The following is a 22,580-nucleotide window of genomic DNA, read 5'->3' as shown; positions in this document are numbered from 1 at the left end:
TGCGGCTCCTCGGGGCGCGCGCGGGGCGGGCGACACGGTAGCGTTTCTCCGGAGGTTACCCGATGACAACTGCCCCGCCCGCCCCGGCGACCGCCGAGCCCACCGGCGCCCTGGACCGCTTCTTCGAGATCAGCAAGCGCGGATCGACGATCGGCACCGAGATCCGAGGGGGCCTGGTGACGTTCGTCACGATGGCCTACATCGTGATCCTCAACCCGATCATCCTGTCCGGCAAACCCGACGTCGCCGGGAACATGCTGGACTTCAACGCGGTCGGTGCCGCGACCGCCCTGACCGCCGGCGTCATGACGATCCTGTTCGGGCTCGTCACGCGTCTGCCGTTCGGCTTCGCCGCCGGACTCGGCATCAACGCGTTCGTCGCGTTCTCCGTGGTCGGCCAGGTGACGTGGCCCGAGGCCATGGCGCTGGTGATGATCAACGGCGTCGTGATCGTGCTGCTCGCCGCCACCGGACTGCGCAAGGCGATCTTCGACGCGGTGCCGTTCCAGCTCAAGATCGCGATCACGGTCGGCATCGGCCTGTTCATCGCGTTCATCGGCTTCGTCAACTCCGGCTTCGTCACCGCGACCGGTGCCTCCTCGCCGCCCGTCGGGCTCGGGGTCAACGGCTCCGTCGCGACCGTGCCGAGCCTGCTGTTCGTGATCACGCTGCTGCTGACGGGCATCCTCGTCGCGCTGCGCATCAAGGGCGGCATGCTGATCGGCCTGATCGGCGGCACCGTGCTCGCCGTGATCGTCGAGGCCGTCTGGCACATCGGCGCCCGCGGCCTCGACGACGAGGGCAACGTGGTCAACCCGGGCGGCTGGGGTCTGACGGTTCCCGCGCTGAACGGCTCCCCCGTGGGCGTGCCCGACCTGAGCCTGATCGGCGCGGTGGACTTCTCGTTCGACCTCGGCAAGGTCAGCCTCGTCGCGCTCGTGATGATCGTCTTCACCCTGCTCTTCACGAACTTCTTCGACGCGATGGGCACCATGACGGGCCTCGCGAAGGAGGCGAACCTGGCCGACGACAACGGCGACTTCCCGCGCATCAAATCGGCGCTGGTGGTCGAGGGCGTCGGTGCGATCGCGGGTGGCGCGACCTCGTCGTCGTCGAGCACGGTGTTCATCGAGTCGGGCGCGGGGATCGGCGAGGGTGCCCGCACGGGCCTGGCCAACGTCGTGACCGGCGTGGTGTTCCTGATCGCGATGTTCCTGACCCCGCTCACCTCGATCGTCCCGACCGAGATCGCCGCGGCGGCCCTGATCATCGTCGGTGCCATGATGATGGCGCAGATCCGGCACATCGACTTCGGCGACTTCCGCGTGCTGCTGCCGGTGTTCCTCACGGTCTCCGTGATGCCGCTGACGTACTCGATCGCGAACGGCATCGGTGCGGGCTTCGTGAGCTGGGTGCTCATCCACGCGTTCTCCGGCCGGGCGAAGACCATCAGCCCGCTGCTGTGGGTGGTCGGTGCCGGCTTCCTGATCTTCTTCGCACGCGGACCCATCGAGGCGCTGTTCGGCGTCGGGATCTGACGAGCGGATCCACGGAGGGGCGGGTGCTGCGGCACCCGCCCCTCCGTGGTTTCCCTGGGCCTCAGGCGTAGGCGGCGGTGAACTCGGCGGACGGCTCGATCGGCTCGATCACGTCGATCAGCACCCCGCCGGGAGCCTCGACGATGAAGTGCCGCTGACCGAAGTCCTCATCGCGCAGGGCCAGCCGTTCGATCAGTCCGCGCTCCCCCACCAGCCGAGCGTGCTCGGCGGCGGCGTCTGGCACCTCGACGTTCAGCAGCAGTCCGGTGACCGGTGCGCGGAAGCCCTCCGGGATGGTCTCGTGCGTGCGGTCGAGGATCGCGAGCTCTCCCCCGTCGAAGCGCAGGCTCACGTACCAGTCGGCCTCGAACGTCGTGTCGAATCCGAGCTCCTCGCGGTAGAACCGCGCGGCCGCGGACACGTCGTCCACCATCAGCACCGGGTAGAAGCTGGTGATCTCCATCGTCACTCCTTTACATACTGCATGTTTGTATTCGTCCGGCTAGAATACATACAACACGTACGTAAAGGAACCCGCATGCCCCGCGCCTCCGCCGCCGACGCCGCCGCCACGGCCCGCCGCATCCTCGACACCGCCACCGCGCACTTCGCCGCACACGGATACGCGGCGGCTTCGGTCGACGACATCGCCCGGGCCGCGGGCGTGACGCGCGGCGCCGTGTACCACCACTACGACTCGAAGCCCGGACTGTTCGCGGCCGTCGCCGCCGCCGCGCAGGAGCGGGTCGCCGCCGCCATCGCGACCGCCACGCGCGACACCCCCGGCCCCGCCGCGCTCCGCGACGGCAGTCACGCCTTCCTCGACGCCATCACCGCGGGAACCGCCGCGCGCGTGCTGCTCGTCGACGGCCCCGCCGTGCTCGGCTGGGAGCAGTGGCGTCGCCTCGACGCCGAGGGGCCGGAGCAGGAGCTGCGTGCGGGACTGCGCGAGGCCGGGGTCCCGTCCGCACAGCTCGACGCCCTCACCGCCGCGCTGTCCGGCGCCATGAACGAGCTCGCCCTGTGGCTGGCCGCCCGCCCCGACGACACCGCGGCGCGACGGCAGGCACACCGCGCACTCGACCGCCTGCTCGACGCTGTGACGTCGGCGCACTGAGACCGTACGCGACGAGGACCTGGGCACGACGATGCCCCGGACACGACGATGCCCCGGACACGACGATGCCCCGGACACGACGATGCCCCGGACACGACGATGCCCCGGACACGACGATGCCCCGGACACGACGATGCCCCGGACACGACGAAGGCCCCGGGGTGGAGCCCGGGGCCTTCGCTACCAGTGTACGCCTTACAGCGCCTCGATGATCTCGCGCATCAGCGCGGCGGTCTCGGACGGCGTCTTGCCGACCTTCACGCCCGCGGCCTCGAGGGCCTCCTTCTTCGCCTGCGCGGTACCGGCAGAGCCGGAGACGATCGCACCGGCGTGACCCATGGTCTTGCCCTCGGGAGCCGTGAAGCCCGCGACGTAGCCGACGACCGGCTTCGTGACGTTCGCCTTGATGTACTCCGCCGCGCGCTCCTCGGCGTCGCCGCCGATCTCGCCGATCATCACGATCGCCTTGGTCTCGGGGTCGGCCTCGAACGCGGCCAGCGCGTCGATGTGCGTGGTGCCGATGACCGGGTCGCCGCCGATGCCGATGGCGGTGGAGAAGCCCAGGTCGCGCAGTTCGAACATCATCTGGTAGGTCAGGGTGCCCGACTTCGACACGAGGCCGATCGGGCCCTTGCCGGTGATGTTCGCGGGCGTGATGCCGACGAGCGCCTCACCGGGGGTGATGATGCCGGGGCAGTTCGGGCCGATGATGCGGGTCTTGTTGCCCTTGCTCTGCGCGTAGGCCCAGGCCTCGGCCGAGTCGCCCACGGGAACGCCCTCGGTGATGACGACGAGCAGCGGGATCTCGGCGTCGATGGCCTCGATCATCGCGTCCTTCGTGAAGGCGCCGGGGACGAAGGCGATCGACACGTCGGCGCCGGTCTCCTTCATGGCCTCGGCGACCGAGCCGAAGACGGGGAGCTCGACGGCGTTGCCGTCCTTGTCCGTGTGCGAGACCGTGGTGCCGGCCTTGCGCGCGTTCACGCCACCGACGACCTGGGTGCCGGCCTTGAGCATGAGCGCGGTGTGCTTGGTGCCCTCGCCGCCGGTGATGCCCTGGACGATGACCTTGGAGTCCTTGTTGAGGTAGATCGACATTTCTCTCGTCCTTCAGTCTCAGGCGTTGGCGAGCTCGGCGGCCTTGTCGGCGCCCTCGTCCATGGTTGCGGCCAGGGTCACGAGCGGGTGCGCGTACTCCGCGAGGATCGCGCGGCCCTCCTCGACGCGGTTGCCGTCGAGACGGACGACGAGCGGCTTCGAGGCCGTGTCGCCGAGGGTCTCCAGTGCCCCCTTGATGCCGTTGGCCACGGCGTCGCACGCCGTGATGCCACCGAACACGTTGACGAACACGCTCTTGACCTGCGGGTCGCCGAGGATGACGTCGAGGCCCGCCGCCATGACCTCGGCCGAGGCGCCGCCGCCGATGTCGAGGAAGTTGGCCGGCTTGACGCCGTTGTGGTTCTCACCCGCGTAGGCCACGACGTCGAGCGTGGACATGACCAGACCCGCGCCGTTGCCGATGATGCCGACCTCGCCGTCGAGCTTGACGTAGTTCAGGCCGCTCTGCTTGGCCTTGGCCTCGAGCGGGTCGGCGGCGTCCTTGTCCTCGAGCGCCTCGTGCTCGGGGTGGCGGATCTCCGACGCGTTGTCGTCGAGCGTGACCTTGCCGTCGAGGGCGATGATGTCGCCCTCCTCGGTGCGGACGAGCGGGTTGACCTCGACCAGTGTCGCGTCCTCGCCCTTGTAGACGTCGTAGAGCTTCACGAACACGTCGGCGACCTTCTCGACGAGGTCCTCCGGGAAGTTCGCGGCGCGGGCGATCTCGACCGCCTTGTCCTTGTCGATGCCCGTGAGCGGGTTGACCTCGACGCGGGCGAGGGCCTCGGGGCGCTCGACCGCGAGCTCCTCGATCTCCATGCCGCCCTCGACCGAGCAGAGGCTCAGGTAGGAGCGGTTCGCGCGGTCCAGCAGCACGGAGAAGTAGAACTCCTCGGCGATGCGAGCGCCCTGCGCGACCATGACGCGCTTGACGACGTGGCCCTTGATGTCGAGGCCGAGGATCGCCTTCGCGGCCTCGTACGCCTCATCGGGGGTCTTGGCGACCTTGACACCGCCGGCCTTGCCGCGGCCACCGGTCTTGACCTGGGCCTTGACGACCACCACACCGCCGATCTTCTCGGCGGCCGCCTTCACCTCCTCGGGGGTGTCGGCGACGATGCCGGCGAGGACCGGCACTCCGTACTTCTCGAAAACGTCTCGTGCCTGGTACTCGTACAGATCCACTGTGGTTCCTTCACTGGGCTGCTGTTGGTCTGGTGATTCTCTCGATGTCGAGACATCGACCAGTCCCCCAGCCTACTACCTCGGCCTGACCGCTCCGGAGCGCGGGGCGGGCGGCGATGACCGCGGCGGCCGGTCGACGAGGACCTAGGATTTCGTCATGCGAGACTTCCCCGAATCGCGCGACGCCGTCGTCGCCGCCGCCCTCGAGCTCTTCCGGACCCAGGGCTTCGACCAGACCTCCGTCGAGCAGATCGCGAAGGCCGCGGGGGTGTCCCGCTCGACCTTCTTCCGACAGTTCGGCGGCAAGGAGGATGTGGTCTTCGCCGACCACGAGGTCCTGCTGGATCAGCTCAGGGAGTTCCTCGCCGAGGGGCACGACGACCCGTGGGCGGCGGTATGCGCGGCGTCGGAATCGGTGTTCGCGCACTTCTCCAGCGACCCGGAGATGGCACGTCGCCGCTACCAGATCGTGCGCCAGGTGCCGGTGCTGCGCGAGCGGGAGATCATCACGGTGTTCCGCTACGAGCGACTGTTCGACGAGTACCTGCGCGGCGCCCTCCCCGGCGTCGATCCGCTCGACGCGGTCGGGTTCGCGGCGCTCGTCACCGCGGTGCACAATCACGTGCTGCGACAGCTGCTGCGTGGCCGCAGGAAGGTGCCGCTGTCGACCCTGCAGTCGGCGCTCGCGGATGTGCGGCGCCGCTACGGCGTCGCGGACGGGTCCGCCGCGGATGCCCCGGACGACGTGGTGGTGGCGGTGTTCCCGCGGGCGATGCCCGTCGCCGAGGTCACACGGCGGCTGCGCTCCCGGCTCGACTGATACCGCGGCGAGCTCGGGGCTCGTGGGACCCAGTATCGAGGAGTACGATACTCAGGTCCACGAAGGAGCACCCATGAGCATCGAAGCCTCCCCGTTCCCCGGCGAGCGCGTCTCGTCGTACGACGTCACCGGCCGGCAGGACAGCGACTACTACGCCGTGTTCACCGACATCCCCGCGGCCGACCGCGAGGCCTGGGACCGCGCCAAGGCGTACGTCGACGAGGTCGCCCCGCAGATGGCCGAGGCCTGGGACCGCGCCGAGTACCCCCTCGACGCCGCCCGCCGCATGGGCGAGCTGGACCTCGTGGTCGACGGCATCGACCACCCCTCGCTCACGCGCCTCTCCCCCCTCGCCGCCGGGCTGGTCAACATGGAGATCTCCCGCGGCGACGGCTCCCTCGGCACGATCCTCGCGGTGCAGGGCGGCCTGGCCCTTCGCACCCTCGCGCTGTTCGGCTCCCCCGCCCAGCAGGAACGGTGGCTCACCGCGCTGGCGGACGGCTCCGTGCTCGGCTCGTTCGCACTGACCGAGCCCGACCACGGGTCCGACTCCGTCTCCCTGGAGACCACCGCGCGCCGCGACGGCGACTCCTGGGTGCTCCGCGGCACCAAGAAGTGGATCGGCAACGGCGCCTCGGGCGGCATCACGTTCGTCTGGGCCAGGGTCGACGACGAGTCGGCCGCGGAGCACGGCGCCGTGCGCTGCTTCCTCGTCGAGCAAGACACCCCGGGCTACACCGGCACCGTGATCCGCGGCAAGGCCTCGCTGCGCGCGATCCACCAGGCCCACATCCGCCTCGACGACGTGCGCGTGCCCCTCGACGCCGTGCTCCCGGGGACGACGAGCTTCAAGGATGCGTCGACCGTGCTGTACGCCACGCGCTCGGGTGTCGCGTGGTCAGCCCTCGGCCACGCGACCGCCTGCTACGAGGCCGCGCTGGCCTACGCGAAGGAGCGCGTGCAGTTCGGCAAGCCGCTCGCCAAGTTCCAGATGGTGCAGGAGCGGCTGACGCACATGCTGGAGGACCTCACGGCGATGCAGCTGTACTGCCGCCGGATGGCCGACCTGGAGCAGGCGGGGCAGCTGCGGCCGACCCAGGCCTCGCTCGCGAAGTTCCACAACACCCGCGCCGCCCGCCGCATCGCCGCGACCGCCCGCGACCTGCTCGGCGGCAACGGCATCCTGCTGGAGAACGGCGTGATGCAGCACCTCGCCGACATCGAGGCCATCCACACCTACGAGGGCACGGAGTCGGTGCAGGCGCTGCTGCTCGGCCGCGACATCACGGGGATGAGCGCGTTCGCCTAGCCCTTCGAATCGCTCACGGTGCGGCGTTCGGCGGCCGGATGCAGCGAAGTGAGCGACTCGAAGCAGAGGAGGCGGTCGCGGTCGTCCCAGGGGTCGACGGGACGGAAGCCGCGGGACGTGTAGAGCCGGATCGCGGCGCCGCGCCAGTCCCAGACCGACAGCCGCACCGCACCCTCGGCCGCCGCCAGGACGGCGTCGAGCAGCGCGGAGCCGACGCCGCAGCCGCGGACCGCCGGATCCGCCCAGAGTCGCTTGATCTCGGTGTACCCGGCATGCGGAAGAGCGATCACCACGCCGACCGGAGCCCCGTCGAGCTCCGCCACGAGCACCCGTGCTCCGGCGTACGCGCTCGCGGGGTCACGCACCTCCGGCAGGTATCGCTCGGGGAGTTCGCTCTCGGGCTCCGCGGGGTCACCCAGGACGTCGTGTTTCTCATGCTCGGTCTGCCGGAGATACGTCGACACCGCGGCACCGACGAAGGCCCCGTCACCCGGCCACTCCGCCTCACGGACGGTGACGCCGCGCCGCGACGCGGAGGCGGCGGGCATCAGTCGCAGCCGCAGCCGCCCGCGGGCGTCTTCACCATGAAGCACACGTCGCACACGCCGTAGTCGCGCTCGACGGGCTTGGGCGCCGCGGGCGTGCGCGGGGCCGCGGGAGTGCGCGGCGCGGAGGAGCGCTTGGCCCGCACGGCGGTCGGCGGCGCGAACTCGCTCGGGTGCGTCACGTAGAAGTACGGTGCGCGCCCCTCGCTCGGCTGCAGGCGCAGGCGGGTCGAGCCCACCGTGACCACCTCGTCCTCCGTGAATCCGTTGGTGTAGGTGCGGCCGATGTGCAGCGCCGCGCCGTCGCCCCGGCGGATGGCCTCGATGTAGCGACCGCGGTCGATCAGGGAGGTCACCCCGATCTGGTCCACGATCTCGCCGATGAAGGCGTGGTTCACCGGATCGATGCGGTGGGCGCGGAGCGCCTCCGGCAGCGAGCGGTACGGACGGGAGGTGCCGGCGGGGGTCGGGCCCTGGACTTCATTCATCCCTTCCAGGATCGCACGGCGCAACCCCCTCGGCCGACCGTCTGCCGCATGCGAGACTGGCGCCATGCCCCTCGCGACGATCATCGGCTCCGGACCGAACGGCCTCTCGGCGGGCGTCGCGCTGGCCAGAGCCGGATACCGGGTACGCGTGCTCGAAGCGGCGGAGACCGCGGGCGGTGGTCTGCGCACGACCGAGGGGACCACGCTCCCGGGGTTCCGGCACGACGTGTGCTCCGCCGTGCACCCCGCCGCCCTCGCCTCGCCGTTCTTCCGGGCCTTCGGCCTCGACGAGCGCGTCACGTGGATCCGGCCCGACATCTCCTTCGCCCACCCGCTCGACGACGGGCGAGCGGCCATCGCGTGGCGCGACCTGGAACGCACCGCGGCCGACCTCGGGCCCGACCGCGACGCCTGGCTGCGACGACTGCGGCCGCTCACCACGCACATCGACGGCGTGACCGACTTCACCGGCAACCAGCTCCTGCGCATCCCGCGCGACCCCGTCACCGCGGCGCGCTACGCGGTGCGGATGCTGGATCAGGGCACTCTCCTCGCCCGCGCCGCCTTCCGCACCGACGAGGCCGCCGCCCTGATGGCGGGGGTCGTGGCGCACGCGAACTCGCCGCAGCCGACGCTCGCGGGCGCGGCGGCGGGGCTGCTGCTGGCCGCGCTCGCGCACGCCGGAGGGTGGCCCTACCCGCGCGGGGGATCCCAGACCATCGCGGACGCCCTGATCGCCGATCTCGAGGCGCACGGCGGCACCGTCGAGACCGGGGTGCACGTCGGCGACCTCGCCAGCCTCGACGGGGGCGACCCCGCGAGCGGCGACGTGCTGCTGCTGAACACCTCGCCGCGGCTCGCCCTCACGCACCCCGACATCCCCGCCCGCTATGCCAGGGCCGTGCGTGCCTACCGCTACGGTGCGGCCGCCGCCAAGGTCGACTTCGCCCTGGACGGCCCCGTGCCGTGGGCCAACCCGCACGTGCGGAACGCCCCGACCGTGCACGTGGCCGGAGACCGCGACGAGGTGTGGAACAGCGAGAACGCGGTGGCGATCGGGCGCGTGAGCGACCGGCCCTACGTGCTCGCGGTGCAGCCCTCGGTGTTCGACCCGACGCGGGCTCCGGAGGGCAAGGCCGTGCTGTGGGCCTACATCCACGTCCCCGGCGGCAGCGACCTCGACCCCACCGAGCTCATCACGGCACAGGTCGAGCGGTTCGCTCCGGGGTTCCGCGACCGCATCCTCGCCCACCACGCGGTGCCGGCGTCCTCCCGCGAGGCCCTCAACCCGGCCGAGATCGGCGGCGACATCTCCGGGGGCGTGTTCGACATGCGGCAGGCGCTGCGGCGTCCGGTGCTCTCCCCCGCGCCCTGGCGCACCCCGATGCCCGGGGTGTACCTCGCCTCGGCCTCGACCCCGCCCGGCCCCGCGGTCAACGGCATGGCCGGCTGGCACGCGGCGCACACCGTGCTGCGCGACGCGGGCACGCCGGCGGAGCTGGGCGACCTGTTCGGCTGACCGCAACCCCTTCCTCCCCGCGACGCCCGCGGTCCAGGATGGGTGCATGCGCTACGAGATCCCCGCCCCCATGCTCGCCAAGGCGACCGCCACGGTGCCCGACCCCGTGAAGCATCCCGGCGGACTGCTCTTCGAGCCGAAGTGGGACGGCTTCCGCGGGCTGATCGCCTGGGACGGCGAGACCGTCGAGATCGGCTCCCGCGGCGCGAAGCCCCTCACGCGCTACTTCCCCGAGCTCGTCGACGTGATCCCGGAGCTGCTCCCCGGCCCGTGTCTGCTCGACGGGGAGATCGTGGTGGCGACCGGGCCGCAGGGAGCGCAGCGGCTGGACTGGGAAGCCCTCAGCCAGCGCATCCACCCGGCCGCCTCGCGCGTCGCGAAGCTCGCCGCGGAGACCCCCGCCATGTTCGTGGCCTTCGACCTGCTCGCGTACGGCGAGGACGACCTGCAGACGCAGAGCTTCGAGACGAGGCGCGCCCGGCTGGAGAGCGTGATGGAGGCGGTCGAGCATCCCCTGCACCTCACCCGCACCACGCGCGACCGCGACGCCGCCGTCCGCTGGCTCGAGGAGTTCGAGGGTGCCGGGCTCGACGGCGTCGTGGCGAAGCCGCTCGACCAGCCCTACGCGCCGGGCAAGCGCACCCTGCTCAAGATCAAGCATGCCCGCACCGCCGACGTGGTCGCGCTCGGCTACCGCATCCACAAGTCCGGCTCCGGGGTGGGCTCGCTGCTGGTCGGGCTGTACGACGCCGACGGGACACTGCGCCAGGTCGGCGGTGTCGCGGCCTGGAGCGACGCGCGGCGCCAGCAGCTGGTGGAGGAGCTCGCGCCGCTCGTGGAGCGCGACGCCTCCGGAGCGGCCGTGACGGGCGAGGGTGAGCGTTCGCGGTTCAGCGGGTCGAAGGACGTGTCGTTCGTGCGCCTCCGCCCCGAGCGCGTGCTGGAGGTGCGGTACGACCAGCTGGAGGGTGCGCGCTTCCGCCACACGGTGCAGTTCGAGCGGTGGCGACCCGACCGGGACGCGCGCTCCTGCACGTACGACCAGCTCGACACGGTCGCGGGTTACGACCTCGCCGACGTGCTCAGCTGAGCCGGGTCAGTCCTCGACGGGGTTGCCGTTCTCGTCCCAGTTCGCGGCGTTCTTCTTGCTGGGCTGCACGCGCGGCGGCTCGCCGGGCATCTTGGGGAACTCGGGCGGGAACGGCAGCTCGCCCAGCCCCGCCGCCAGGTCTCGCTCCCACCACTCCAGGAGGGTGTCGATGCGTCCCGGCGTCGCCTGCATGTCGGCCCACGGGTCGCCGATGTCGTCGAGTCGCTGCGGGATGCTGCGCACCGTGAACGAGCGCGGATCGACGTCGTCGAGCTCGTCCCAGTGCACCGGCGTCGAGACGGTCGCTCCCGGGAGCGCACGGGGGCTGTAGGCGCCGGCCATGGTGCGGTCACGGTTGGCCTGGTTGAAGTCCACGAACAGCCGCTCGCCGCGCTCCTCCTTCCACCAGTTCGTCGTGACCCGGTCGGGCATGCGTCGTTCCAGCTCGCGCCCTGCCGCGATCACCGCGTGCCGCACGTCGAGGAACTCGTGCGTCGGCTCGATCGGCGCGAACACGTGCAGGCCGCGGTTGCCGCTCGTCTTCGCGAACGCCTCCAGACCGGCCTCGCGCAGCACCTCCCGCAGCGCGTGGGCCGCGGGCACGGCCTCGGCGAAGCCGGTGCCGGGCTGGGGGTCGAGGTCGATGCGCAACTCCACCGGGTTGTCGGAGTTCTCCGCCAGCGACGCCCACGGGTGGAACACGATGGTGTTCATCTGCACCGCCCACACGATCGCGCTGGGCCGGGTGAGCACGATCTGCGGGTGTCGGCGGCCGCTGTTGTACGTCACGGTCACGGCATCGACGAAGTCGGGGGTGCCCTTGGGCGGGTTCTTCGAGAAGAAGCCCTCCGCCCTCGGCTCCCCGCTCGCGCCGACGCCGTCGCGGAACCGTTCGAGCGACACGGGGCGATGGCCGTTGGCCGACAGGAACGGCTGCGCGACCTGCTGCACGTACTCCGCCAGCTCGGCCTTGGTGATGCCGAGGTCGGGCCACACCACCCGGTTCGGGCTGGAGAGGGAGACCTCGCGCTCCCCGTCGGGGTCGGAGACGGTCAGGGTCACGCGTTCGGAGGCCATGATCCGACCCTAGGGCGCACCCCCGACGGGCGGAACCCCCGGCGACCGGGGGAACACGCTCGGCTCAGTCGTCGATCTGCACGGCGCGGACGAGGACCGGTGCGAGGGCGTCGCGCTCCACCACGATCGACGGACCGGCGGAGTCCACGATCACGCCCGCCATCTCGGCGTGACTCGTGAGCACCTTCGCCAGCTGCTCCGGCTCGAACGGCAGCGGCCGGTCGCCACGCCCCAGGGCGATGACCTCCAGCGGGTGCGAGAAGAGCTGCAGGAACCGGCGGCCGTCGGCGGTCTGGGCCTCGGCGATGCCGACCTGACCGGTTCCGGATCCGTCGTTCACGGCCACCCACATGCGCGTCGTCGCGAGGGCCTCCCCCACCTTCGCGGGGGTGTCCTGCGCGCGCGGGCCGGCGATCAGGGACTTGACCGTCATCTCGGTGTCGGCCTGCTCCAGCGTCTTCTCCAGCAGCTCCGTGGGGAACACCACGCGGTGCGGCGCCGAGGCGTTGTCGATGATGAGTCCGGCGAACTCCCCCGCGACCACGTGCTGCATGACCGAGGTGGACGGCTGCGCGACCGCCGACGTCGCGGAGGGGTCACCCTCGAGCTGCACGGAGTCGCGCACCGCGGCCGCCGAGCTGAACGCGAGCATGAACTGACGGTCGCCGTCGCGCACGACCGCGACCGCGAGCGGCTTGCCCTCGCTGATCTGCTCCCTGGCGTCGCCGTTCACGCGGATGAACAGGTGACTCTGCAGCGCCTGCCGCAGCACCCCGAGCAGTTGCTCGTTCGACGCGCCGGCCTCGATCTGGGCCAGGGCCTCGCGCAGCAGGACGTTGTCCTTCATGCCGGGGACGCTCTCCGTCTGCTCCGGCGGGAGGGCCGGGGCCAGCGGCAGCTTCCGCTCCTGCGGCGTCGCGGGCTGCCCGGTCGGGCGCGCGGCGGGGGCGGTCGCGGAGGGTGCGGAAGCGGGGGCGGTGGCGGTGGCGGGAGAGGTGACCGTGGGGGCGCTGGGGTCCGGCTCGGCAGCGGGGGGCGCGACCTCGGGGCCGGCCTCGGCGCCGACGCCGCGGAACGCCTGCACGGAGATGCCCACGGTCGGCGTCGCGGCGGCCTCGGGCGCAGGATCCGTACCCTCGGTCACCGGCGCTCCGGTCGCGGAGGCGGTTCCCTCGGGCGCGGTTCCCTCGGGTGCGGTCGTCTCGGGTGCGGTCGTCTCGGGCGCGGTCGTCTCGGGTGCGGTCGTCTCAGGAGACTCGACCGGGGTGGACTCGACCTCGGGGGAAGCGACAGCGTCGTCGCCGGACTTCTTGCGGCGGGAGAAGAGGGCCATATGAGCCAGCCTAACCGTCTGCGTGTTCCGGCCCCGCGCGCGGCGCTACAGCTTCTCGATCGGCGCGACCTTGATGAGCAGCTTCTTCTGCCCCGCCGTGTCGAACCGCACGTGGGCGATGCGCTTCGCCCCCTCGCCCGTGACCGCGTCCACGCGGCCCTCGCCGAAGTCGACGTGCCGGATGCGGTCGCCCGCCGTGAGCTCCAGGTCGCCGTTGTCGCGCATCTTGGCGGTCACCCGGTTGGGGATCTTGTCCATCGCGGTCGACAGGGGCTTGAGCGACTCCCGCGGCAGCGGCTTGACGCCGAACCGGTCGCCGGAGCCCGAACCGCCGAAGCCACCAGAGCGCCGCGCGTTGAGGGCCCTCGACTGCATGCCGCCGCGCGAGTTCACGTCGCCGGGCGACTGCCGCCAATCGATCAGCGCCGCGGGGATCTCCTGCAGGAACCGGCTCGGCATCGCCACCGACACCTCGCCGAACTGAGCCCGCGTCATCGCGAGCGACAGGTGCAGGCGCTTGCGGGCGCGGGTGATGCCGACGTAGAACAGTCGACGCTCCTCCTGCGGCCCCCCGGGCTCCCCCGCCGAGATGCGGTGCGGGATGAGGTCTTCCTCCACACCCGTCACGAACACCGCGTCGTACTCCAGGCCCTTGGCGGTGTGCATCGTCATGAGCGACACCGACCCCGACTCGTCGTCGAGGTCGTCGGCGTCGGACACCAGGGCGACCTCGGTGAGGAAGTCGGTGATCGTGCCCTCGGGGTTGTTGCGCGCGAAGTCGCGGGTCACGGCGACGAACTCGTCGAGGTTCTCCACGCGCGCCTCGTCCTGCGGGTCGCGGCTGGCGCGCAGCGCGTCGAGGTAGCCGCTCTTGGACAGCAGCAGGCTCAGACCGTCGGCGACCGACGTGGGCGGCGGCACCTCGCCCGTGGCGGGCAGCATGATCGCGGTCGCCTCCGCGAGCACGGCGTCGAGCTGCGCGATCGCGGCCTGGATCTTGGGGCCGACACCGAGCTGACCGGGCATCGACAGCGCCTCCCGGAACGTGATGCCGTGCTCGTCGGCGAACCGGGCGATCGCGGTCTCGGTCACATCGCCGATGCCGCGCCGCGGCTTGTTGAGGATGCGGCGCACCGCCATCTCATCGGCCGGGTTCGCGACGGCGACCAGGTAGGCCAGCGCGTCCTTGATCTCGGCGCGCTCGTAGAACTTGGTGCCGCCCATGATCTTGTAGGGCACGGCCGAGCGGATGAAGATCTCCTCCAGCGCGCGCGACTGCGAGTTCGTGCGATAGAACACGGCCATCTCGGAGTACGGCATGCCGGCGCGGTGCAGCGCCTCGACCTCGTCGGCGACGAACTGCGCCTCGTCGTGCTGCGAGTAGCCGGTGAACCCGATGATCTTGTCGCCGTCGCCCCGGTCGCTCCAGAGCTTCTTGTCCTTGCGGTCGAAGTTGTTGCCGATCACGGCGTTCGCCGCGGAGAGGATGTTCTGCGTGGAGCGGTAGTTCTGCTCCAGCAGCACGACCTTCGCGCCGGGGAAGTCGCGCTCGAACTCGCTGATGTTGCGGATGTCGGCACCGCGGAACGCGTAGATCGACTGGTCGGAGTCGCCGACCACCGTGAGCGAGGCTCCCGGTTCGCCCGCGCCCGCGGAGGGCTCGGGGTCGGGCTCGAAGATCATCATGCCGTTCGAGGCATACGGATCGGGCGCCGATCCGACACCCGACACCGGACGCGTGAGCTCGTGGATGAGCGCGTACTGGGCGTGGTTGGTGTCCTGGTACTCGTCGACCAGGATGTGCCGGAACCGCCGCCGATACGTGTCCGCGACCTGCGGGAACGCCCGGAACAGGTACACGGTCTGCCCGATCAGGTCGTCGAAGTCGAACGCGTTCGCGCGCTGCAGCTGCCGCTGGTAGTCGGCGAACACCTCGACGAACACGCGCTCCGCCGGATCGGTCATGTTCGCCTGGCGCGCGTAGGACTCGGCGTCGGACAGCTCGTTCTTGAGCTTGGAGATGCGCCCCTGCACCGAGGCGGGGGTGAGGCCGTACGCGTCGGCCTCGTGCTCCTTCACCAGGCGCTTGATGAGCGCGCGCGAGTCGCCGGAGTCGTAGATCGTGAAGTTCTTCGTGAAGCCGAACTGCTGCGCCTCGCGGCGGAGGATGCGCACGCAGGCCGAGTGGAAGGTAGAGATCCACATGCCCCGCGCGGCGTCGCCGATGATGCCCTCGACACGCTCGCGCATCTCGCCGGCGGCCTTGTTCGTGAAGGTGATGGCGAGGATCTGGCTCGGCCACGCCTCGCGGTTGCGGAGCAGCGAGGCGATGCGGCGCGTGAGCACGCTGGTCTTGCCCGACCCCGCCCCCGCGACGATCAGGAGTGCGGGGCCGCGGTAGGTGACGGCCTCGAGCTGCTGCGGGTTCAGGCCGGCGAGGAGGTCGTCCTGTGCGGGGGCGCCGGAGGACTGGGGGCCGACGGATCCGGGGACGATGAGAGGGGCTTCGGTCATGACCTTACGAGTCTAGGCGGCGGCACCGACATCGCGGTCGCGGGAGTCGTACGTACGCCGAGAGGGGCGCGCGAGCCTCGCCCGCGCGCCCCTCCGCCCGATCAGTGCGCGCGACGGCGGCGTCCGACCGCCACCGCACCGGACGTGAGCAGCACGAGCGCCAGCACCGCCGCCGCGACCGGAAGCTCTGCGCCCGTGGCAGCGAGGCCGTCCGCGGCGCCCGTGCCCTCCGCGATGCGCAGGTCAGCCCAGCCCAGCAGGGCTCCGTCCGCCGCGTAGACCGCGATGCGGTGGGCGCCGAGGGCCGCGTCCGCCGGGACCGTGACCGTGAGGGCACCCGTCGCCGAGAGGGTCCCCGTGGCGAGGCGCACCGGGTCGGAGTACAGCCACACCTCGGCGGCGGTGCCGGCGGCGGCGGAGCCGACCGTGACCGTGACCCGCTGACCCCGGCTCGCGACCGCCGGGTCGACCGTCACGCCGTGACGGTTGCCGTCGACGAGGTCGGTCCCCGGCAGCGGCGGAGTGCCGGTGCCCGGGTTCTCGCCGCCCGGGTTCTCGCCGTCCACGCCGCCTGGCAGCGTGCCCGTGTGCAGCGCCTGCGCGGCGAAGCCGTCGGCGAACCACCACACCGGGCGCTGTCCGTCGACAGACAGCGAGGCCGGCGCGGTCGCGAAGCCCTCGTTGTTGATGTCGGGCATGCCCGCTGGTCGCGCATAGTGGGCGATGCCCGGCTGTGCGGTGCCGTTGAGGGTGATCTCGGCCGAACGACCCTGGCAGCCGTCGTCGCAGACCGCCCACAGCGTGTTCCGCACCGTGTCCCAGTCGAGGGCCATGACGCCGGCGAGACCCGGCGCGAGCTCCGACACCAGGGTCGCGGTGCCGTCCGCGGCGAGCGCGAAAGCGTAGACGTGCCCGTTGTCCTCCACCGCGACCAGGAACAGGCCGCTGCCGTGACCGGCGTGGTCGGCGGGGTCGTAGGCGGCGCCCGTGGTGTCGTCGAAGAGCTTCCCGGCGAGCGCCGCGTCCGGCACCCACTGCACGGCCTCCACGCCGAGGTTCGCGCCGACCGCGGGAAGCAGTGCCGTCAGATCCCACTCCTGCAGGGCGACCAGGTCTCCGGCGTTCGCCTCGGGGTCGACCTTCAGCACGACGTTCCGGTTCACGCCCTTCGCGCTGTTGTCGCGCTCGGAGGCGACGTAGACGAAGCCGTCGCCGTCGACCGTGATGCCCTCGGTGTCGGGGCCGGCGGCGCCGGGGTCCTGCGCATCCTTCTGGAAGCGGACGCGCTTGCCCTCGTCCCAGCCGTCGGCCTTCTCGACCGAGCCGTCGGCGTGCGCGTCGAGCTTCCAGATGCGCCCCTCGCCGTTGTCCACGGCCCACAGCACCGCACCGTCGGCCGTCTCCTGCACGTCGAGGCCGGAGCTGTCCTCCAGGAACGTCGGGGTCTCGTCGACCACGCGCACCTCCGCGGAGCCGGGCCACACGCCCACCGGCACCTCGCCGGCGCACACGTTCGCTGCACCCTTGGTCGGCTCAGCGGTCACCGCGAAGGCACCCGTCAGATCGGGGCAGCGGCCCCAGGTGACGGCCGCGTGCCCCTCACCCCAGCTGGTCTCGTCGACGAGCAGATCGCCGTCGAACACCCGCACCGCGTCGCCGCCGCCGAGGCCGAACCCGAGCTGCGCGCGCTCGATCACGAGGTAGCCGCCCGCGGCGATCGAGGTGCCGGCGGGGATCGCGTAGGCGTGCGCGTCGTCGTCGTCCTTCACGACGATGCCCGACACGTCGAGGGCCGCCGCCGTCGGGTTCACGAGCTCGACCCAGTCGTCGGGAGAGCCGCCGTCGGACTCCACCTCGTTGATGCGCACCGGGTTGCCGCAGGCGTTGCGCGCTCCCTTGGTGGCGGCTGGTGCATCGATGAACTCGCCCGTGCCGTCGGCACAGCGCGCCCACACACCGTCGGCGTGTGCGGGGTACACGTGCTGATCGACCGCGGTGCCGTTCGCGTCGCGGATCGTCACGGTGTCGCCGTTGCCGAGCCCGAAGACGAAGTCCTCGGGCTGGTCGAACACCAGGTAGCCGCCGGGCGCCAGCACGGTGCCGGCGGCAAGCGGCGTGGTCTCGGCGGCGTGCCCGACCGGGTCGTTGTCCATCACGGTCCACCCCGACAGGTCGACCGGCGTGCTGCCGGTGTTGATGACCTCGACCCAGTCGGTGGCGTCGCCGTTCGACTCGATCTCGTTGATCGCGACCGACGGCAGGACGCAGGAGTTCGCCGCTCCCGGGGTCGCGTAGGCGAGCACGAACGCGCCGACCCCGTCGGGGCAGCGGGCCAGGGTGGCCGCGGCGGCGTCCCCGTCGATCGCGGCATGACCCTGCCAGGGCAGCGTGTCGTCGATCATCGCTCCCGACGCGTCGAAGAGACGGATGCGGTCGGCACTGCCGATGCCGATCGGGTCGCGGAACGCGGTCTCAACGCCGTCGACCAGGCCGATCGTGCCCTCCTCCACCACGAGGAACTGCCCCGCCGCGATCTGCGTGCCCGGCAGGAACGTCCAGCGGTGGTCGTCGGAGTTGTCGCGGATCTCGTATCCGGAGAGGTCGAGCGCCTCGGTGCCCGGGTTGTGGAACTCCACCCAGTCGGCGGGCTGCGAGTCGACCTCGTTGATGCGGATCGAGCCGTCGACGGGCGCGACGCTGCAGTCGTTGGGCGCTCCCGGGGTCACCGCGGTCGCCGGTGCCCAGGCCCCCGTGCCGTCGGGGCAGCGCGCCCATACCGACAGCGGGGCCGTGTTGTCGTACGCGTAGGAGTCGACCTCGACGCCGCTGGGGTCGACGAGCACGACCTCGTCGCCCTTGCCGAGCCCGAACGGGAAGTCCACGTCCTTCACGAGCACGAGGAACTCGCCGGGCGCCAGCACCGTGCCCTCCGGTGCTCGACCGACGCTGTCGCGCTTCTCGTCGGCGATGGTCCAGCCCGCGAGGTCCACGGGGGTGTCGCCCGCGTTGTACAGCTCGACCTGGTCGGCGAGCCCGGTGGGCGCGTCGTCGTAGACGATCTCGTTCAGCACGAGCCCCGACGGGTCGGCGACCGGCGCGGTCTCTTCGGTCGGACGGACGCCGGTGGCGGCGACCGCGGCGGGGGCGGCGAGCAGGGCGGCGGCGCTCAGTGCGCACACCGCCGCGACCGCCGTTGCGGACTGCAAGCGGGGCATGGAGTCTCCTGGAGGGATCGCCCGGACGGGCTCAGACGGGTATGAGCCCAGACCACCGACCCCCGGTGGACGCCGTCGGTCCGCCCGGTGCACGGACGGTGAACGGCGGGTGGCGATCCCGTACCGTCAGGCGATCCCGTACCGTCAGGCGATCCGCGTGCCGGGCGGCAGGCGTCGCGCGGGCGTGCGGGTGCGCGCCCAGGCCCCGGCGAACAGCGATCCGGCGATCACGACCTGCACCCCGAGCCCCACGAACCAGCTGGGCACCGACGACTCGATGACCTCCTGCGGCGTGCGGTAGTTCCCGTCCGTGTCGCACTCGTCCCACCGCTGCTCCAGCGGCGACTGCTGGGCGCTGCGCAGGCCGTACTTGATCTGGCCGAACAGGTCGACGGGGTACCCGTCCGAGGAGAACTCGGTGGGCGTGGCGTCCGCGAGCACCACGAACGGGTTCGCGGCGAGCGCCCACCACACCAGGTCGAAGCGCGGCGCCTCGTAGGTCGTCGACACCTCCCACCGGTCGCACTCGACGTTGCCGTTCGCGTCGTACGGACGGCTGTAGCTGGTGGCCTCGCTGCGGATGGCCATGCCGCCCAGCGCGAAGACGATCAGCGTGCCGACCACGAGCCCCGAGACGACGAGGTAGGTGGCGGCGACGGAGAACAGCGGGCGCGCGATGAGCCCGCTGAGCCCGACCCCGATCGCGGCGACCACCACGATCTCGGCCGCGAGCACGAGCAGTGACACCAGGAGCACGAGCGGATCGGCGCCGCCACCGAGCAACGACAGCGCCAGGAACGGCACGGCGACGAGCAGGAACGCCCCACCGGTCGCGATGGCGGCGAGGAGCTTGCCCAGCATGATGTCGCCGGTCGACGCGGCCGTGACCTGGATGGCGCCGAGGGTGGCGGCATCGCGGTCGCCGTTGATCGCGTTGCCGCTGAGCGTCGGCGAGACGAGCACCACGAGCAGCAGCACGATGTTGACGACGATGGAGTACACCCCGGCGCCGACCGCGTCGCCCCAGGAGTACACGGCGAACGCGAGCCCGGTGATGCCCAGCAGCACGAGGGCGAAGACGCCGAGGAGCACGTACCAGCCGACGCTCCGCAGCCGCTGCGTGAGCTCGAGCCGGGCGATGATGCCGATGTTCGCGAGACTCATGCGCCGGCCTCCGTTCCTTCGGTGGTCGCGGGCGATGTGGCCGCGGGCGGGGCGGGCGGTGGCGGGGTCGGCGCGGTCGCCGGCTGTGCGGGCGCGGGGTGCTGCAGGTGCAGGAACGTGTGCTCGAGGTCGCTCTGCGCCGGCGCGAACTCCGCCACGGGTAGTCCCGCCTCCACGAGCCGCCGCAGCGACTGGGCGGCCGCGTCCTCCCCGGCGAACCCCACGAGCACGGCGCCGCGGTCGACGGCGAGCGACTCGGGCGCGAGGCCGAGCTGCGATGCGACCTGCCGGGTGTCGGCGCTCAGACGCTCCGGGGTGACGCCCGCCAGGCGGATGCGCCACGCGCGCACGCTGCTCTGCGCGGGGGCGGCGTCGACCACCGATCCGGCGACGAGGAACACGGCGTCGTCGACGACCTCCTCGAGCTCCGACAGGATGTGGCTGGAGATGAGGATCGTGCGACCCTCGGCCGCGAACCGGCGCAGCAGCACCCGCAGCTGCACGCGCGCTTCGGGGTCGAGCCCGGAGGCCGGCTCGTCGAGGAGCAGCACCTGGGGGTCGTGCACGAGGGCGCGGGCGAGGCCGAGCTTCTGCTTCTGTCCGCGCGACAGCACCTTGGCCGGCGAGTCGGCGAGCTCGCCCAGGCCGACGAGGGCGAGCAGCTGCTGGGCGCGGACGGCGGCATCCGCGGCGGTGATGCCGTAGAGCCGGGCGGTCGTGACGATGGTCTCGCGGGCGGTGAGCGAGGGCCAGGCGCCGAGGGCGTCGGGCATCCAGCCGAGCAGTCGCCGGGCCGCGAGCGGATCTTCGGCCGGGTCGACGCCGCCGATGCGGATCGTGCCGGTGTCGGGTGCCAGGAGCGACGCGAGCATGAGCAGCAGCGTGGTCTTGCCCGCACCGTTGGGCCCGACCAGTCCGGTCACCTTGCCCGGTTCCGCGCGGAGGGTGGCCGAGCGTACGGCCTGCACCGTCCCGAAGGCCCTGCTGACGTCCTGCACCAATATTCCGATCATGCGGTCAGTCTGGCATCGGTTCGCGCGCCCACCCGGGACCTCCGGGCGGATCCCCAGCCGCGCCCGCGACCGGATGACACAATCGCAGAATGCGCACGATCCTCAACATCATCTGGGTCATCCTCGCCGGCTGGGCCCTCTTCCTCGGCTATCTGCTCGCCGGAGTGCTGCTGTGCATCCCGATCGTCACCATCCCCTGGGCGATCGCCTCGTTCCGCATCGCCCGCTACGCCATCTGGCCCTTCGGCCGCGAGGTCGTCAGCAAGCCGACCGCCGGCGTCGGCTCGTTCCTCGGCAACGTGCTCTGGGTCATCCTCGCGGGCTGGTGGCTCGCGATCGGACACATCGTCTCCGGCCTCGCCCTGTGCGTCACCATCATCGGCATCCCGATGGGCATCGCCGACTTCAAGATGATCCCGGTCTCGCTCATGCCCCTCGGCAAGGAGATCGTCTCCACCCGCCGCGGCGCCTTCGACCGCACGCTCTGACCCGCGGACGTCAGCCCCGGAAGAACGCGACACCCAGGTCGGGGTGGTCGACGAACACGCCGTCCACGCCCTGCCGCGCGATCACGTCCCACTCGGCCTCGTAGTCGCCGAACGCCCCGCGCCCGCCGTCGCCGCGGAACCGCGGGGCGAGGAACGCGTTCTCGGGGCGGCAGGTCCACGTGAACACCGAAAGGCCGCGGGCGTGGGCATCCGCGACGATCGTGTTCCCCTCGGCCAGCAGCATCTTCTTGTCGACGCTGATGCCGTCCACCTCACCCACCAGCGCGTCGAGCCCCGCGGGCGTGACCGTCTCGCGGTACGTGCGCGCCCGCTTCCCCTGCGCGACGGCCAGGTCGTACGGACGCCCCTTCGCCTCGATCAGATACACGTACGACGCCGGCACCCCGAGGGCGCGCAGCTGCCGCAGCACGGTCGACTCGAAGCTCTCGATCACCAGCGGCAGCGCGCCGTCCGGCCATCCGGCCTCGCGCAGCTCCGCGGCGATGAGCGGCGCCAGGTCGAGACCGACACTCGCGAAGTAGGTGGCGTGCTTCACCTCCAACACTACGCCGATCTCCCTGCCGTGCTCCACCGATCCCTCGCGCACGAGGTCGAGCACCTCACGCAGCCGCAGGATCGCCTGGCCCCCGTCGAAGCTCGCGCTCGACACCCGCACCTCGGGCAGCCGCTCGCGGGTGCGCAGCGTGGCGAGCTCGTCCCACGTGAAGTCCTCGGTGAACCAGCCGGTCAGCGTCGCGCCGTCGACGCGCTTGGTCGTCCGGCGATCGGCGAACTCGGGGTGTTCCGCGACGTCGGTCGTGCCCGAGATCTCGTTCTCGTGGCGCACGATCAGCACCCCGTCCTTCGTGGCCACCACGTCGGGCTCGACAGCGTCCACGCCCATCGCCAGCGCGAGCTCATAGGAGGAGCGGCTGTGCTCCGGGCGATAGCCGGGGGCTCCGCGATGCCCGATCACGAGCGGGTTTTTCCTGGGCACGCTCACAGCGTAGAACACCCCGCGCGTGTCGCCGCCCGGGTATCGTGGAGGAAAGCGACCTACTACCCCC

Annotated in this window: 19 protein-coding genes; 7 read left to right on the top strand and 12 right to left on the bottom strand. The window is 71.6% G+C overall.

Annotation, left to right across the window (positions count from 1 at the left end; genetic code table 11):
- The first annotated feature begins 62 nt into the window (after positions 1-62).
- Complete coding sequence (locus KV394_RS09880) at positions 63-1,538, top strand: NCS2 family permease (RefSeq protein WP_247981348.1); 1,476 nt, start codon at positions 63-65, stop codon at positions 1,536-1,538.
- 61 nt (positions 1,539-1,599) lie between these two features.
- Here KV394_RS09880 and KV394_RS09875 read toward each other — a convergent pair whose 3' ends face one another.
- Positions 1,600-2,001: a VOC family protein gene (locus tag KV394_RS09875; protein ID WP_247981347.1), complete on the bottom strand. Its 402-nt coding sequence runs from the start codon at positions 1,999-2,001 to the stop codon at positions 1,600-1,602.
- A gap of 75 nt (positions 2,002-2,076) precedes the next feature.
- On the opposite strand from KV394_RS09875, the gene KV394_RS09870 reads away from it, so the two are divergent.
- Positions 2,077-2,655: a TetR/AcrR family transcriptional regulator gene (locus KV394_RS09870; RefSeq protein WP_247981346.1), complete on the top strand. Its 579-nt coding sequence runs from the start codon at positions 2,077-2,079 to the stop codon at positions 2,653-2,655.
- Positions 2,656-2,850: 195 nt separating this feature from the next.
- Here KV394_RS09870 and sucD read toward each other — a convergent pair whose 3' ends face one another.
- On the bottom strand, positions 2,851-3,753 hold the full coding sequence (sucD, locus tag KV394_RS09865; protein WP_136036215.1) for a succinate--CoA ligase subunit alpha: 903 nt from the start codon (positions 3,751-3,753) through the stop codon (positions 2,851-2,853).
- Between the two features lie 18 nt (positions 3,754-3,771).
- Positions 3,772-4,938, bottom strand: coding sequence for an ADP-forming succinate--CoA ligase subunit beta (gene sucC / locus KV394_RS09860; RefSeq protein WP_136031181.1), 1,167 nt, complete (start codon positions 4,936-4,938; stop codon positions 3,772-3,774).
- 157 nt (positions 4,939-5,095) lie between these two features.
- On the opposite strand from sucC, the gene KV394_RS09855 reads away from it, so the two are divergent.
- Complete coding sequence (locus tag KV394_RS09855; protein WP_136031183.1) at positions 5,096-5,758, top strand: TetR/AcrR family transcriptional regulator; 663 nt, start codon at positions 5,096-5,098, stop codon at positions 5,756-5,758.
- A gap of 73 nt (positions 5,759-5,831) precedes the next feature.
- A complete protein-coding gene (locus tag KV394_RS09850; RefSeq protein ID WP_136031185.1) occupies positions 5,832-7,067 on the top strand; it encodes an acyl-CoA dehydrogenase family protein in 1,236 nt (411 codons plus the stop codon).
- Here KV394_RS09850 and KV394_RS09845 read toward each other — a convergent pair.
- Complete coding sequence (locus KV394_RS09845) at positions 7,064-7,615, bottom strand: GNAT family N-acetyltransferase (RefSeq protein WP_247981345.1); 552 nt, start codon at positions 7,613-7,615, stop codon at positions 7,064-7,066. The two genes, KV394_RS09850 and KV394_RS09845, sit on opposite strands and share 4 nt — an antisense overlap.
- A complete protein-coding gene (locus tag KV394_RS09840) occupies positions 7,615-8,100 on the bottom strand; it encodes a hypothetical protein (protein ID WP_136031186.1) in 486 nt (161 codons plus the stop codon). Before KV394_RS09840 ends, KV394_RS09845 begins: the two co-directional genes overlap by 1 nt.
- Positions 8,101-8,164: 64 nt before the next feature.
- Here KV394_RS09840 and KV394_RS09835 point away from each other — a divergent pair, with 64 nt between their 5' ends.
- Together KV394_RS09835 and KV394_RS09830 are read left to right on the top strand one after the other, a co-directional pair.
- The gene (locus KV394_RS09835) at positions 8,165-9,619 is read left to right on the top strand and encodes a phytoene desaturase family protein (protein ID WP_247981344.1); all 1,455 of its coding nucleotides are present in this window, start codon (positions 8,165-8,167) and stop codon (positions 9,617-9,619) included.
- A gap of 46 nt (positions 9,620-9,665) precedes the next feature.
- On the top strand, positions 9,666-10,709 hold the full coding sequence (locus KV394_RS09830; protein ID WP_136031190.1) for an ATP-dependent DNA ligase: 1,044 nt from the start codon (positions 9,666-9,668) through the stop codon (positions 10,707-10,709).
- A 6-nt stretch (positions 10,710-10,715) separates the two neighbouring features.
- Here KV394_RS09830 and ligD read toward each other — a convergent pair whose 3' ends face one another.
- The 6 genes from ligD to KV394_RS09800 form a co-directional block, all read right to left on the bottom strand.
- Entirely contained in the window at positions 10,716-11,786 is a 1,071-nt protein-coding gene (gene ligD, locus KV394_RS09825) for a non-homologous end-joining DNA ligase (RefSeq protein ID WP_136036211.1), read from the bottom strand.
- Positions 11,787-11,850: 64 nt separating this feature from the next.
- Positions 11,851-13,119 (bottom strand): SseB family protein, encoded by a 1,269-nt coding sequence (locus tag KV394_RS09820; RefSeq protein ID WP_247981343.1) that lies wholly within the window; start codon positions 13,117-13,119, stop codon positions 11,851-11,853.
- Positions 13,120-13,164: 45 nt separating this feature from the next.
- The gene (locus KV394_RS09815; RefSeq protein WP_247981342.1) at positions 13,165-15,633 is read right to left on the bottom strand and encodes an ATP-dependent helicase; all 2,469 of its coding nucleotides are present in this window, start codon (positions 15,631-15,633) and stop codon (positions 13,165-13,167) included.
- 101 nt (positions 15,634-15,734) lie between these two features.
- Positions 15,735-18,848, bottom strand: a complete 3,114-nt coding sequence (locus KV394_RS09810; RefSeq protein ID WP_247981341.1) for a lamin tail domain-containing protein — start codon at positions 18,846-18,848, stop codon at positions 15,735-15,737.
- Between the two features lie 144 nt (positions 18,849-18,992).
- Positions 18,993-20,012: an ABC transporter permease gene (locus KV394_RS09805; protein ID WP_136033543.1), complete on the bottom strand. Its 1,020-nt coding sequence runs from the start codon at positions 20,010-20,012 to the stop codon at positions 18,993-18,995.
- On the bottom strand, positions 20,009-21,025 hold the full coding sequence (locus KV394_RS09800; protein WP_247981340.1) for an ABC transporter ATP-binding protein: 1,017 nt from the start codon (positions 21,023-21,025) through the stop codon (positions 20,009-20,011). The genes KV394_RS09805 and KV394_RS09800 overlap by 4 nt, the downstream gene beginning before the upstream one ends.
- A gap of 89 nt (positions 21,026-21,114) precedes the next feature.
- Here KV394_RS09800 and KV394_RS09795 point away from each other — a divergent pair, with 89 nt between their 5' ends.
- A complete protein-coding gene (locus tag KV394_RS09795) occupies positions 21,115-21,513 on the top strand; it encodes a YccF domain-containing protein (protein WP_136033547.1) in 399 nt (132 codons plus the stop codon).
- 10 nt (positions 21,514-21,523) lie between these two features.
- On the opposite strand, the gene KV394_RS09790 is transcribed toward KV394_RS09795, so the two are convergent.
- Positions 21,524-22,510 carry a glycerophosphodiester phosphodiesterase family protein gene (locus KV394_RS09790; protein ID WP_247981339.1) on the bottom strand — a complete coding sequence of 329 codons (987 nt, stop codon included), beginning with the start codon at positions 22,508-22,510 and terminating at the stop codon, positions 21,524-21,526.
- Positions 22,511-22,580: the final 70 nt, after the last annotated feature.

Source organism: Microbacterium sufflavum (assembly GCF_023101165.1).
Lineage (GTDB): Bacteria > Actinomycetota > Actinomycetes > Actinomycetales > Microbacteriaceae > Microbacterium > Microbacterium sufflavum.
The sequence above is the reverse complement of the archived record's forward strand: the minus strand, read 5'-3'. Positions and strand labels throughout refer to the sequence as shown.